The organism is Rhodovarius lipocyclicus (assembly GCF_009900765.1).
Classification (GTDB): domain Bacteria; phylum Pseudomonadota; class Alphaproteobacteria; order Acetobacterales; family Acetobacteraceae; genus Rhodovarius; species Rhodovarius lipocyclicus.
Map to the genome: position 1 here is coordinate 71,033 of NZ_JAAABL010000012.1, position 12,513 is coordinate 83,545.

At 71.5% G+C, this 12,513-nt stretch carries 12 protein-coding genes; 4 read left to right on the forward strand and 8 right to left on the reverse strand.

What is annotated here, in order from left to right; translation table 11 throughout:
- Positions 1 to 6: 6 nt before the first annotated feature.
- Positions 7 to 1,599 (reverse strand): ABC transporter substrate-binding protein, encoded by a 1,593-nt coding sequence (locus tag GT007_RS11165; protein WP_160121692.1) that lies wholly within the window; start codon positions 1,597 to 1,599, stop codon positions 7 to 9.
- 249 nt (positions 1,600 to 1,848) lie between these two features.
- On the opposite strand from GT007_RS11165, the gene GT007_RS11170 reads away from it, so the two are divergent.
- Positions 1,849 to 2,850 (forward strand): DUF2891 domain-containing protein, encoded by a 1,002-nt coding sequence (locus tag GT007_RS11170; protein ID WP_160121693.1) that lies wholly within the window; start codon positions 1,849 to 1,851, stop codon positions 2,848 to 2,850.
- A gap of 90 nt (positions 2,851 to 2,940) precedes the next feature.
- Here the strand turns inward: GT007_RS11170 and GT007_RS11175 are convergent, their stop codons facing one another.
- From GT007_RS11175 to GT007_RS11200, 6 genes are read right to left on the reverse strand one after another with little or no spacing between them, the layout of a single operon-like run.
- On the reverse strand, positions 2,941 to 3,906 hold the full coding sequence (locus GT007_RS11175; protein WP_160121694.1) for a Bug family tripartite tricarboxylate transporter substrate binding protein: 966 nt from the start codon (positions 3,904 to 3,906) through the stop codon (positions 2,941 to 2,943).
- Entirely contained in the window at positions 3,903 to 4,916 is a 1,014-nt protein-coding gene (locus tag GT007_RS11180) for an NAD(P)-dependent oxidoreductase (protein WP_160121695.1), read from the reverse strand. The genes GT007_RS11175 and GT007_RS11180 overlap by 4 nt, the downstream gene beginning before the upstream one ends.
- A gap of 28 nt (positions 4,917 to 4,944) precedes the next feature.
- Positions 4,945 to 5,928 (reverse strand): LacI family DNA-binding transcriptional regulator, encoded by a 984-nt coding sequence (locus GT007_RS11185; RefSeq protein WP_201451883.1) that lies wholly within the window; start codon positions 5,926 to 5,928, stop codon positions 4,945 to 4,947.
- Between the two features lie 35 nt (positions 5,929 to 5,963).
- Positions 5,964 to 6,722 (reverse strand): SDR family oxidoreductase, encoded by a 759-nt coding sequence (locus tag GT007_RS11190; RefSeq protein ID WP_160121697.1) that lies wholly within the window; start codon positions 6,720 to 6,722, stop codon positions 5,964 to 5,966.
- Positions 6,723 to 6,724: 2 nt separating this feature from the next.
- The gene (locus GT007_RS11195) at positions 6,725 to 7,684 is read right to left on the reverse strand and encodes a Bug family tripartite tricarboxylate transporter substrate binding protein (protein WP_160121698.1); all 960 of its coding nucleotides are present in this window, start codon (positions 7,682 to 7,684) and stop codon (positions 6,725 to 6,727) included.
- A gap of 27 nt (positions 7,685 to 7,711) precedes the next feature.
- Positions 7,712 to 8,551: an SDR family NAD(P)-dependent oxidoreductase gene (locus GT007_RS11200; RefSeq protein WP_160121699.1), complete on the reverse strand. Its 840-nt coding sequence runs from the start codon at positions 8,549 to 8,551 to the stop codon at positions 7,712 to 7,714.
- Between the two features lie 125 nt (positions 8,552 to 8,676).
- Between GT007_RS11200 and GT007_RS11205 the strand changes: the two genes are divergently transcribed.
- Genes GT007_RS11205 through GT007_RS11215 form a run of 3 tightly spaced genes read left to right on the forward strand, consistent with a single transcriptional unit; the run spans position 8,677 to position 11,797 of the window.
- Positions 8,677 to 9,663, forward strand: a complete 987-nt coding sequence (locus GT007_RS11205; RefSeq protein WP_160121700.1) for a tripartite tricarboxylate transporter substrate-binding protein — start codon at positions 8,677 to 8,679, stop codon at positions 9,661 to 9,663.
- Between the two features lie 11 nt (positions 9,664 to 9,674).
- The gene (locus GT007_RS11210) at positions 9,675 to 11,000 is read left to right on the forward strand and encodes an MmgE/PrpD family protein (protein WP_160121701.1); all 1,326 of its coding nucleotides are present in this window, start codon (positions 9,675 to 9,677) and stop codon (positions 10,998 to 11,000) included.
- A complete protein-coding gene (locus GT007_RS11215; protein WP_160121702.1) occupies positions 10,997 to 11,797 on the forward strand; it encodes an N-acyl homoserine lactonase family protein in 801 nt (266 codons plus the stop codon). Before GT007_RS11210 ends, GT007_RS11215 begins: the two co-directional genes overlap by 4 nt.
- Here GT007_RS11215 and GT007_RS11220 read toward each other — a convergent pair.
- A partial coding sequence (locus GT007_RS11220; protein ID WP_160121703.1) for an HAD-IC family P-type ATPase occupies positions 11,792 to 12,513 on the reverse strand: 722 nt, incomplete at its 5' end. The genes GT007_RS11215 and GT007_RS11220 overlap by 6 nt on opposite strands.

Genomic DNA, 12,513 nt, shown 5'->3' on the forward strand with positions numbered 1-12,513 from the left:
CTGGCCTCAGCGCGGCGCGATGGTGATGGGCGTCAGGTCCTGGAACCAGCTCTGGGCCTGGACGAAGCCGCGCACGCGCGGCGACATGGCGCGTGGGTTCAGATCGTGCACCACCCACAGCATCACGGCATCCTCGCTCATCTTCTCATGCACCTGCGTCAGCAGCGCGAGGCGGGCGGCGGGGTCGAAGGTGGCCAGCGCCTGGTCGATCAGGGCATCCATCTCCGCGCTGCGGTAATGGCCCCAGTTGGACCCGGCGGGGGCCGCCTGGCGGCTCCAGACGAAGCGGAACATGCCGTTGAACGGGTCCTGCAGCGAACGGCTGATGTTGATGCCGTGCACGCCCTGGTGGCGCTCCCGGCCCTCGCGGCCCACTTGCAGCAGCGCGTTCCAGTCCATGGTCTGCAGCGTCACCTGGAAGCCCGCGGCCTCCAGCTGGGACTTCACCAGCTCGTTCATCGGCAGCGGCTGCATCTGGCCGGAACCGGAGGTGGAGATGGCGAAGGTCACGCGGCAGGGCAGGCAGTTCGCCTCCCGCAGCAGGGCGCGGGCGCGGGCGGGGTCGTACTCATACCGGCGCGGGTTGCCGTAATAGGGCGCGGAGGGCGGCAGGTTGGCGAAGCTTTCCAGCGCCACGCCGCCCAGCATCTCGCGGAAATCGGCGCGGTTCAGGGCGTGGTTGGCGGCGCGCCGCACCCGCACATCGGCGAACGGCCCGTCCACGAAGTTCAGCTGATAGGCCCAGTTGTGCGGATAGGGCGCGGTGACGATCTGCATGCGCGAGGACCGCAGGCGGGGAATGGCATCGGGCGCCGGCGCCTCGATCCAATCCACCTGGCCCGAGAGCAGGGCCGCCGTGCGGGTCGAGGCCTCGGGCATCGGCAGCAGGATCAGCCGGTCATGGCGGGGGATGCGGGTGCGGTCCCAGTAGTCGGGGTTGCGAACCAGTTCCAGGCGCTCGCCCGGCACCATGCGGGAGAACCGGTAGGGCCCGGTGCCCGAGGGGTTGCGGGCGAAGGCGTCGGCGTCGTTGCCCACCTCGGCCGAACGGCGGGGGCTGACCATCATCAGGAAGGACATGTTGTAGGGCAGCAGGCTGTCCGGCTGCTTGGTGGTGATGGCGATGGTGTAGTCGTCCACCGCCTCGATGCCCTCGTAATTGCCCAGATAGGCGCGGGCGAAGGCGAACTGCCGGGCGTTGAACTGCGGCGCGCTTTCCTGGGTGAAGCGCTGGAAGTTCCACACGATGTCGGCCGCCGTCATCGGCGAGCCATCATGGAACTTCACGTCGCGGCGCAGGTTGAAGATCCAGCGGCGGTTGTTGTTCGGGTCGATCGCCCAGGAGGAAGCGAGGCCCGGCTTGATGTCGGCCGCCACATCGCCGCGCGACAGGTCCCACAGGACCAGCGCGTCGTACAGGTTGTAGCCGACGAAGCGCCAACCCTCGAAGCCCTGGTCGGGGATGCCGGCGGTCAGCGGGATGTCGCCCGCCGTCATGGCGACGCGCAGCACGGTTTCCTGCGCCTTGGCGGGCGGGGCCGCGAGGGTGGCGAGAAGGGCGAAGCCCGCGCACAAGGAAGCAAGGCGTCTCGTCGTCATGTCATCTCCCGTCCGGACAGCGCGCGGCCGCCGGGGTTGCGTGAATCATGACTGGCATCCCTGTCGCCCCGTTGGACGAGGCGTTGCGGGAAGGCTAGGCGGTCGGGGAAACGCGCTTCAAGATGAAAATCCAGGCAAACAAGACAATGCACGGGCACCGAAACCGGAACGGCGGCCCGATTGTGCAGTTCCTGTGCAGATGCCGCTCACGCTGGCCGTGCCGCGCCGGGCGGGCCATGATGCCCCACCATGCATGCCCTGACCCCCGATCTCGCCGCCAGCTTCGCCGCCATCGCGCTCGGCCATGTGGAGCGCGAATACCCCAACAAGCCCGACCACACCCTGGCCGGGCCCGAGGATGCGCGCACACCCAGCGCCCTGCATCCCATCTTCTACGGCAGCTATGACTGGCATTCCTGCGTGCACAGCCACTGGATGCTGGCGCGGCTGCTGCGCCGCCATCCCGACATGGCCGCGGCCAGCCGGATCGCGGCGCTGTTCGACCGGCAATTCACGCCCGGGAAGGTGGCGAGCGAATGCGCCTATCTGGCCCACCCCGGCGCGCGCGGCTTCAAGCGCCCCTATGGCTGGGCCTGGCTGCTGAAGCTGGCGGCAGAGCTCAGCGCCCTGCCCGATCAGCGCTGGGCCCGGGCGCTGGCGCCGCTGGCCGAGGCGTTCGCCCAGCGCTTCCGGGATTTCCTGCCCATCGCCAACTATCCGGTGCGGGTGGGCACGCATTTCAACACCGCCTTCGGCCTGCGCATGGCCGCCGACTACGCCGAGGCGACCCACGACACCGCCCTGCTGGATCTGCTGCGCGCCACCGCCCGGCGCTGGTACGGCGCGGACCGCGCATGCCCCGCCTGGGGCGAGCCCAGCGGCGATGACTTCCTGTCCTCCGCGCTGATCGAGGCCGAGGCCATGCGCCGCCTGCTGCCCGGCCAGGAATTCCAACCCTGGTTCGCGGCCTTCCTGCCGGAACTGGCGGCGGGCGAACCCGCCACCCTGTTCCACCCGCCCACTGTAAGCGACCGCAGCGATGGCAAGATCGCGCATCTGGACGGGCTGGCGCTCAGCCGCGCCTGGTGCCTGCGGGCGCTGGCCCAGGCCCTGCCGCCTTCCAGCCGTGCACCGATGGAGGAAGCGGCCCACAGGCATCTGGAAGCCGCGATGCCGCATCTGGCCGGGGACTATATGGGGGAGCATTGGCTGGCCAGCTTCGCCACGCTGGCGCTGGATGGGGATGAGTGAGGAAAGGCCAGGGGCCTTTCGGCTCCTGGCGGGTTCCAAGGGCGGAGCCCTTGGTGGGGGTCGAGGGGGGCGAAGCCCCCTGCCCCTCCCTCAGTCGATCCGGATATCCAGCGCCTTCACCGGCTCCTCCCACCTGGCGCGATCGGCCGCGATGAAGCGTCCGAACTCGGCTGGCGTGTTGGTGCTCAGCACGGCGGCCTGGGCGCGGAACACCTCCTGCACCGCGGGCGCGCGGGCGGCTTCGGCGATGGCCTCGGCCAGTTTGTTCGCGACCTCGGCCGGCAAGCGGGCCGGGCCCAGCACGCCGAACCAGTTGCCGCCCTCCACGGCCACGCCCGCCTCGCGCAGGGTGGGCACCTGGGGCAGCAGGGCCACGCGCTCGGCGGCGGAGACCGCGAGCAGCTTCACCCGCCCGTCGCGGGATGCGGCCTCGGCGCCGCCGGCGGTCAGGAACATGCAGTCCACCTGCCCGCCGATCACGGCCGTGATGCCAGGCGCCTGGCCGGTGAAGGGCGCGTGCAGCGCCTCCAGCCCCGTGGCCTTCAGCAGCAGTTCCATCGTCAGGTGGGAGGTGCTGCCGACGCCCCAGGAGGCATAGCTGACCCGACCCGGTGCCTCCCGCAGCTTGGACAGGAAGCCGGCCAGATCCGTCACGCCCATCCCCTGCCCCACCGCCAGCGCGAAGGGCGCGCGGGCGAACAGGCTGACGGGAGTAAAGTCGGTCACCGGGTTATAGGGCAGCCGGCGATAGACCAGCGGGTTGATGGCGTGGGTCTCGGCATTGCCCAGGATCAGCGTGTGGCCATCGGGGGTGGCGCGGGCCACGGCTTCCGTGCCCAGGGCGCCGGTGGCGCCGGGGCGGTTCTCGATCACCACCGGCTGGCCGAGCGGGCCCTGCATGGCCTGCGCGAGGGAGCGCATGACCACATCGGCCAGCGCCCCCGGCGGCCAGGGGACGATGACGCGCACGGGCCGCTCCGGAAAGGCCGCCCAGGCGACGCGCGGCGCGGCGAGTGCCGCGGCGACAGTGAATGCGGTTCGACGATTGATGGTCATGGCGCCTTGATCTCCACCCCGATTTCCACTTTGGCCCAATTTTCGACCGTCTTCGCGATCGATGTGAAATCGCTGTCCGGCCCGTACAGGGCCGCCGTGATCGCCAGCATCTGCCGCACGGCGCTGCCCACCGGCATCGGGATGCCCATCGCCTCGGCTTCCTCCAGGCACAGGCGCACGTCCTTCAGCGACAGGCCGGTGGTGAAACCGAAATCGAAGGTGCGGGGGATGACAGCGCGCGGGAATTTGTCCTGCGTCGCGGAGTTGCGGCCGCTGCTGGCGTTGATGACCTCGCACATCAGGTTGGGGTCCAGCCCCGCCTTCACACCCATGGCCAACGCCTCGGAGGAGGCAGCCAGCGCGGTCGCGGCCAGCATGTTGTTGCACAGCTTCATCACCTGGGCCTGGCCCGGCTTCTCCCCGCAATAGAAGGGCTTGCCGAAGACGCGCAGGATGGGTTCCAGCGCCTCGTATTCGGCGCGCGGGCCGCTGACCATCAGGGCCAGCGTGCCGGCCGCGGCACCGCCCTTGCCGCCGCTGACGGGGCAATCGAAGGTGGTCCGCCCGGCCTCGGCGAAGGCGGTCGCGACCTCGCCGGCCACGCGCGGGCCGGTGGTGGAAAGATCCACGAAGCAGCGGGCGCGCTGGCCCGCGATCACGCCGTCGGGGCCGAGCGCCACATCGCGCAGGATGGCGGGGGTGGGCAGGCTACCGAAGACCAGGTCCGCGCGGTCCGCCACCTCACGCGGGCTGGCGGCGGCGGTGGCGCCCTTGGCCACCAGTTCGGCAACCGGGCCCGGAGCGCGGTCGAACACCACGATCTTGTGGCCGGCCTCGGCCAGGCGCGCGGCCATGCGGCTGCCCATCTGGCCCAGGCCGATGAAGCCGAGAACACGATCCGCCATGGGCGGTTCCTCCTTCCTGCGGCGGTTTATCGATACCTGACGCCGATTCGCCGTTTTCGGCGCCTCAGCGGCAGGCTTTCCGCCTTCAAATGATATCGGTATCATAAACGGCCCGCAGGCGCTGTCCAGCCTCTCAGGTGCTGGCGCGGTGAATGATCTCGAAGCGCAGATCCACCGAAACCGGCGCGCTGGACCGGCCCTGGATGCGGTCCAGCAGCACCTCGGCACTGCGGCGGCCGATCTCCAGCCGCGGCAGCTTCAGCGTGGTCACGGGCGGCACCAGATGGCCCAGCAGGTCGAAATTGTCGAAGGCCGCGATCGCCACCTTGCCCGGCACCGGCCAGCCCCGCCGCGCGCATTCCAGGCTGGCGCCCATGGCCAGCACATCGCCCGCGAAGAAGATCGCATCCGGCGGCGCGGCGCTGTCCATCAACCGCAACAGCGCCTCGGCGCCGCTGGCTAGGCCCGGCGGCATTTCCAGCATCAGCGCGGGGTCGAAGGGCAGCCCCGCTTCCTCTAGCGCCGCGCGGTATCCCACTTGCCGGTCGCGGCTGCGGGCGTTGGTCGCGGCATGCAGGCTGACGAAGCCGATGCGGCGATAGCCCAGCCGCGCCAGATGCAGCGTCATCGCCTTCGCGGCGTCGTGGTTGGAATAGCTGACGACCATGTCCAGCGGCTCCGGCACCAGCGTGCCGTTCTCCACCACCGGCACGCCGGAGCGCTTGATCATCTCGACCGCCGCCGGGGTGTGGGTGGTGTCGTGCAGGATCAGCCCCGCCACCCGCTGTTCCAGGAAGGCGCGGATCGCCGCCTCCTCCGCCTCCATGCTGTAGCCGCTGTCGGCGATCATCAGCTGGTGGCCGTGCCGGCGCAGCACGTCGGAAATGCCCTGCACCGTGCTGGCGAACAGCGAATTCTCGATGCTGGGCACCACCAGGCCGATGATGCGCGACCGGCTGGAGGACAGGCTGCCCGCCAGCTTGTTCGGCACATAGCCCACGGCGCGCACCGCCTCCGCCACGCGCGCCCGCACATCGGGGGAGACCTTGGCCGGGTCGGTCAGCGCGCGGGAGACGGTCATGGTCGACACCTGGGCCATGCGCGCCACATCGCGCATGCGCGCGGCTCCAGCCTTGCCGTCTTCCCGTGCCATCACACCGCCCTGACCCATCCGCCATCCGCATCCAGGATGGCCCCCTGGATGTAGCCCGCGCCGGGCCCGGCAAGGAAGGCCACGATCTCCGCGATCTCCTCCGGTTCGCCGAAGCGCGCCACGCCGGTCTCGGCGGCGATGGCGGCGGCGGCGGCGGCCATGTCCAGGCCGCGCTCCTTCGCCAGGGTGGCGATGCGCCCGGTCAGCCGGTCGGTGCGGATGCTGCCGGGGTTGACGCAGTTCACCCGCACGCCGTCCGCCACCCCGCGATCGGCCATCGCCTTGGTCAGGTTCATCAGCGCGGCGTTCACCGAACCGCCGATGGTGAAATCGGCGCTCGCCACCCGCCCGCCGACACCCGCGATCAGCACGGCATTGCCTTGCGCGGCCCGCAGATGCGGCCAGGCCGCGCGCAGCAGCCGCACCGCGCCGAACAGCTTCAGCGCATAGCCATCGGCCCAGGCCGCATCGTCCAGCGCCAGGAAATCCCCGCGCTGGGTGGCCCCGGCGCTGTGGACCAGGATATCCAGGCCACCGAGCCGCTCCACCGCCTCCGCCACCGCCCGGGCGCAGGCCTCGCCGTCGCGCAGGTCGGCGGCGATGGCGATGGCGCCCGGCATGTCCTCGGGCGGGGCCGCGCCGCGCGCGACAAGCGCCACCCGCGCCCCGCCCGCCGCCAGCCGCCGCGCGATGGCCAGCCCGATGCCCCGGCTGGCGCCGCTGACCAGCGCGGCCTTGCCTTGCAATGTGCGTTCCATGCTCACTCCATCCGGATGTTGGCGTCGTGGATCACACGGCCGATCTTCTCGGCCTCCGCCGTCATGAAGCGGCCGAACTCCTCGGTGCTGCCGCCCACCACCTCGGCGCCCATTTCCAGCAGGCGGGCGCGTTCGGCGGGCTGGGTGATGATGCCCATCAGCGCGGCGTTCAGGCGCTGCACCGCGGGCTGCGGCATGCCCGCCGGGCCGAGGCAGGCATACCATTCGTCGATCGCGAAGCCCGGCATGCCCGATTCCGCGATGGTCGGGATGGTCGGCAGATAGGCCGTACGCTGGGCGGAGGTCACGGCGATGGCCCGCAGCGCGCCCTCCCGCACGAAGGGCAGCGTGGAGCTGGCATTGCCGAACATCAGGTTCACATGGCCGCTGACCACGTCGGCCAGCGCCGGCGCGCCGCCGCGATAGGGCGCGTGGATCATGTCCACCCCGGCTGCCAGCTTGAACATCTCGCCCGAAATATGCACCGCCGAGCCGATGCCCGAGGACGCGAAGGTCAGCTCCCCCGGCCGGCGCTTGGCCATGTCGATCAGGTCCCGCACAGTCCGGATCGGCGAGGATGGCGGCACCACCAGGATATTCGCCACATTGGCCAGCAGCAGCAGCGGCGTGAAGTCGCGCAGCGGGTCATAGGGCTGGCGGGTCAGCAGCGCGGCCGAGATGACGGTGCTGGTGACCATGCCGAACACATGCCCATCATTGGGCGAGCGGGCGAGTTCGGCCGCGCCGATGGCGCCCGAGGCGCCGCCCCGGTTCTCGATCACCACCGGCTGGCCTAGGGCCGCCGTCAGCTGCGGCTGCAACTGCCGGGCCAAGATGTCCGTGGTGCCGCCCGGCGGCCAGGTGACCAGCAGCTTCACGGGACGGCTCGGAAAGCCCTGCGCGCGGGCAAGGGAAGGCGCCGCCAGCCCCAGGCCAGCGGCGAATACATCGCGTCTTTTCATTGTTCGTTTCCTCCGAAGTGTGGGGCCTTAACTGGCGGACCATCCCCCATCCATGGGAATGGCGGCCCCGGTGATGTCGCGCCCGCCCTCGCCGCACAGCATGGCGGCCATGGCGCCGATGGCCTGGGCGGTGACGAAGCGGCCGGTGGGCTGCTTGCCCGCCAGGAAGCGGGCGCTGGCCTCGGCATGGCCGATGCCCTGCGCCCGCATCGCGGCCTGGATCCGGCCCTCGATGTTCGGCGTCAGGGTGGAGCCGGCGCAGATGGCGTTGCAGGTGATGCCGCTCTGCGCCGTTTCCAGCGCCACGGCGCGCGTCAGGCCGATCAGCGCGGTCTTGGTGGTGACATAGCCCACGCGCTCCGTCGTGCCGACCAGGCCGTAGATGGAGGACATGTTGATGATCCGCCCCCAGCCGCGCGCCCGCATGCCCGGCAGCGCCAGGCGGGTCAGGTGGAAGGGCGCGGAGAGGTTCACCGCGATGTCCTGGTCCCAATCGGCCGGCGCCGTGTCCTCCACCAGGCCGAAATGGCGGATGGCGGCGTTGTTCACCAGGATGTCCACGGGGCCGATGCGGGCCATCATGGCGGCGATGGCGGCGGGGTCCGCCAGATCCGTGCCATCGAAGCGGGCGGTGACACCCTGGCCCGCGATGGCGGACAGGGCGGGTGCCGCTTCCTCGGCGCTCGCCAGCCCGTGCAGGACGATGCCGCAGCCCTCGGCGGCCAGAGCCGAGGCCACCGCATGGCCGATGCCGCCGACGGAGCCGGTGACGAGGGCCACGCGCCCGCGCAGCGCCCCTGAGGCGCGGCCTGGAGCCGCTTCCGTGCCCGTGGCGCGGTGGCGCGCCGCTTCTGTGATCGATATCATCCGGCAAGGCTAATCCGAATACGGACGGAACAGCAAGCCAGCCTTGCATGGCTTTACGATCTCTCGGCCATGAGTTACCGATACCAGAAATACGCGCGCAAGGCGCTTCCCGGGAAGGAAACATCATGCTGGCACCCCGCCGGAGATTGCTGCTGGGCACCGCCGCGCTGCTGCCGGTTCCGGCCTGGGCCCCAGCCTGGGCCCCAGCCTGGGCGCAAGCCTGGCCGCACCGCCCCATCCGCCTCATCGTGCCCTATGCCCCCGGTGGCGGCACCGATGTCTTCGCCCGCGCCCTGGCCGAGGGGCTGCGCCCCCTGCTGGGCCAGCCCGTGCTGGTGGAAAACCGCGCCGGCGCCAATGGCGTCGTGGGGTCCGAGGCCGTGGCGCGCGCGGAGCCGGACGGCCAGGTCTTCCTGGTCGATACCGGCAGCCACGCGCTGAACCCCTATGTGATGCCCAGCCTGCCCTACAACACGCAGCGGGATTTCACGGCGGTGGCGCTGCTGTCGCGCTTTCCCATGCTGCTGTCGGCCAGCGCGCTGGCGCCGTTCCAGGACGTGGCCGGGCTGGTGGCCGCCGCCCGCGCGGCACCGGGCAGCATCGGCTTCGGCACCTCGGACGCCGCCATCTCCTATGCCGGCAACCTGTTCGCCCGGCTGGCGGGGGTGCGGATGGAGGAAGTCTCCTATCGCGGGGCCGCCCCCATGCTGAACGACCTGATCGCGGGCCACCTGCCCACCGGCTGGAACAGCACCGTCGCCGCCCTGCCGCATCTGCAATCGGGCCGCATCCGCGCGCTCGGCGTGACCACCGCCGCCCGCACGCCGCTGCTGCCCGATGTGCCGACCCTGGCCGAGGCCGGGGTGCCCGGATACGAATTCGCCGGCTGGTACGCCATGCTGGCGCCCGCCCGCCTGCCCGCCCCGATCGCGGCGCGCATGAGCGAGGCGATCGGCCAGGCGCTGCGGGAACCCGCCATCCGCCAGCGCCTGCTGGGCATCGGCGCGGACCTGAACCCGCTCGGCCCCGACGAATTCCGCACCTTCCTCCAGCAGGAGGACGCGCGCTGGTCCCAGGCCTCACGCGACGGCCTGATCGCCCGCGCCCAATAGGAGACGCATCCATGAGTTTCGCGGGCGAAGCGCTCGGCCATTTCATCGCCAATTCCCGCTGGGAGGACATGCCGGCCACCCTGCGCCATGCGGGCAGGCGCTCCATCCTCAACGCCATCGGCTGCGGGCTGGGGGTCGCGCGCGACCCCGCGGTGACGACGGCGCTGGCGGTGATGCGCCCCTTCTCGGGCGCCGCGGAGGCCACCGTGCTGGGCCAGGCCGTGAAGCTGGACCCGATGGCGGCCAGCTTCGTCAACGCCATCGCCTGCAACCTGCTGGACTATGACGACACGCATCTGCGCACCGTCATCCACCCCACCGCCCCGGTCGCCCCCGCCCTGCTGGCGCTGGCCGAGCAGCGCGGGCTGTCCGGGGCGGCGGTGCTGCACGCCTTCCTGCTGGGCGGGGAGGTGGAATGCCGGATCGGCAATGCCGTCTCGCCGGGGCATTACGCGCGGGGGTGGCATATCACCTCCACCTGCGGGGCGCTGGGGGCGGCGGCGGGCTGCGCGAAGCTGCTGGGCCTGTCGGCCGAGCAGAGCTGGCACGCGATCGGCATCGCGGCCTCCCAGGCGGGGGGGCTGGTGGAGAACCTGCCGAGTGCCGCCAAGAATGTCGGCGTGGGCAATGCCCCGCGCCACGGCATATTGGCCGCCCTGCTGGCCCAGCAGGGCTACCGGGCCGGTGCCGCCGCCATCGAGGGGCCGCTCGGCTTCGCGCGCGCCATGGGCGACGTGCCGGTGACGGAGGAGATCACCGAGGGGCTGGGCGAGCGGTGGGAGATCGCGCGCAACACCTTCAAGCCCTACCCGGCCGGCATCGTCTTCCATGCCGTGATCGACGCCTGCCTGGCGCTGCGCCGGGAAACCCCGCCCGAGGCCATCGCGGAGGTGACCGTGGCCGGCGACGCGCTGCTGCTGGCGCGCGGCGACCGGCCGGTGAACAACGAGCGCGACGCCCGTGTCAGCATCCATCACAGCGCGGCGCTGGGGCTGGTGCGCGGCCATGCCGGGGTGGCGGATTTCGAGATGCCGGCGGTGACCGACCCGGCGCTGGCCGCCTTCCGCGCCAAGGTGCGGGCGCGGCTGGATGAGAGCCTGCCGCGCGGCGCCGCCACCGTGACCCTGCGCCTGGTGGATGGGCGGGAGTTGCGCCGCACCGTGACCGACCCCATCGGCAGCGAGGCCAACCCCATGAGCGACGCGGCGCTGGAGGCCAAGTTCCGCGACAATTGCGCCATCGGCGGCTTCACCGCGCGGGCGGATGCCGCGATCGAGGCCCTCTGGGCGCTGGACAGCGCCCCCGATGTCACCCGCCTGATGGAGCTGTGCGCATGAACTGGGAGGTCCTGGCCCTGCGCTATGCCCGCTACGACCGCACCGCGCAGGAGAATTTCCTGCTGCCCGTGGCCGATGCGCATGAGGCGATGCCGATGGATTACTTCGTCTGGGCGCTGCGCGCGCCGGATGGGCGGGTGATCGTGGTCGACAGCGGCTTCGACGCGGAATCGGGCGGCCGGCGCGGCCGCCACCTGCTGCGCCCGGTCGAGGATTGCCTGCGCGCCGCCGGCATCGCGCCCGAGGCCGTGAGCGAGGTCGTCATCACACACCTGCACTACGACCACGCGGGCAATCTGGGCATCTTCCCCAACGCCGTCTTCCATCTGCAGGAACGGGAGATGGCCTTCGCCACCGGCCGGCACATGTGCGCCCACTGCATCCGCCATCCCTTCGAGGTGGAGCATGTGGTGGGCATGGTGCGCGCGCTCTATGCCGACCGCGTGCGCTTCCATGACGGCGAGGCCGGCATCGCGCCCGGCGTCTCGCTGCACCGGGTGGGCGGGCATTCCGACGGCCTGCAGATGGTGCGGGTGCGGACGGCGCGCGGGCCGCTGGTGCTGGCCTCGGACGCCAGCCACTACTTCGCCAACATGCGCCGCGAAATCCCCTTCCCCATCGTGTTCGACGTGGGAGAGATGGCGGCGGGCTGGCGCTTGGCGAAGAAGCTGGCGGGCGGGGACGAAACGCTCGTCATCCCCGGCCATGACCCGCTGCTGCGGCGGATGTTCCCGGCCGCCCCCGGTTCGGCGGGCGAGATCCTGCTGCTGCACGAACCGCCCGTGGAATGGCTATGAGCCGCGCGGCACCCAGCGCAGCAGCCTGAGCGCGTTCAGCGTCACCAGCACGGTGGCGCCGGTATCGGCCAGGATGGCGGGCCACAGCCCGGTGACGCCCGCCAGGGTGGTGACCAGGAACACCGCCTTCAGCCCCACCGCCACGGCCACATTCTGCTTCACATTGGCCATGGTGGCGCGCGACAGCGCCACCAGCTCCGCCACGCCCATCACGCGGTCCTTCAGCACGGCGGCGTCGGCGGCCTCCAGCGCCACATCGGTGCCGCCGCCCATGGCGATGCCCACCGAGGCGGCGGCCAGCGCCGGGGCATCATTGATGCCGTCGCCCACCATCAGCACCGGGCCCAGCGCCTTCAGCGCCGCGATCTCCCGCAGCTTGTCGTCCGGCAGCAGGCCGGCCTTCACCTCCAGCCCCAGCCCATCGGCGATGGCTTGGCCGGTGCGCGGATTGTCGCCGGTCAGCATCACCGGCCGCAGCCCCTGGGCGCGCAGGGCGGCGATGGCGGCGGCGGCATCGGGGCGGGGCTCGTCGCGCAGGGCTAGCAGGCCGCGCAGGGCGCCATCGGCCAGCACCGCCACCACGGTCTGGCCCTCCGCCTCCAGCGCCGCCACATCGCCGGGCAGGGCCACGCCGGCCTCCATGGCGTGGCGCGGGCTGCCGACGGCGATGCGCCGCCCGCCCACCAGCGCCGTCACCGCCCGGCCCGGCAGGGCCT

What these genes read in the sequence shown, in the direction of transcription:
- GT007_RS11215 (WP_160121702.1), top strand. Translation starts at nt 10,997, where the DNA reads ATGAACTGGGAGGTCCTGGCCCTGCGCTATGCCCGCTACGACCGCACC.
- GT007_RS11210 (WP_160121701.1), top strand. Translation starts at nt 9,675, where the DNA reads ATGAGTTTCGCGGGCGAAGCGCTCGGCCATTTCATCGCCAATTCCCGC.
- GT007_RS11200 (WP_160121699.1), bottom strand. Translation starts at nt 8,551, where the DNA reads ATGATATCGATCACAGAAGCGGCGCGCCACCGCGCCACGGGCACGGAA.
- GT007_RS11170 (WP_160121693.1), top strand. Translation starts at nt 1,849, where the DNA reads ATGCATGCCCTGACCCCCGATCTCGCCGCCAGCTTCGCCGCCATCGCG.
- GT007_RS11175 (WP_160121694.1), bottom strand. Translation starts at nt 3,906, where the DNA reads ATGACCATCAATCGTCGAACCGCATTCACTGTCGCCGCGGCACTCGCC.
- GT007_RS11180 (WP_160121695.1), bottom strand. Translation starts at nt 4,916, where the DNA reads ATGATACCGATATCATTTGAAGGCGGAAAGCCTGCCGCTGAGGCGCCG.
- GT007_RS11165 (WP_160121692.1), bottom strand. Translation starts at nt 1,599, where the DNA reads ATGACGACGAGACGCCTTGCTTCCTTGTGCGCGGGCTTCGCCCTTCTC.
- GT007_RS11185 (WP_201451883.1), bottom strand. Translation starts at nt 5,928, where the DNA reads ATGCGCGATGTGGCGCGCATGGCCCAGGTGTCGACCATGACCGTCTCC.
- GT007_RS11190 (WP_160121697.1), bottom strand. Translation starts at nt 6,722, where the DNA reads ATGGAACGCACATTGCAAGGCAAGGCCGCGCTGGTCAGCGGCGCCAGC.
- GT007_RS11195 (WP_160121698.1), bottom strand. Translation starts at nt 7,684, where the DNA reads ATGAAAAGACGCGATGTATTCGCCGCTGGCCTGGGGCTGGCGGCGCCT.
- GT007_RS11205 (WP_160121700.1), top strand. Translation starts at nt 8,677, where the DNA reads ATGCTGGCACCCCGCCGGAGATTGCTGCTGGGCACCGCCGCGCTGCTG.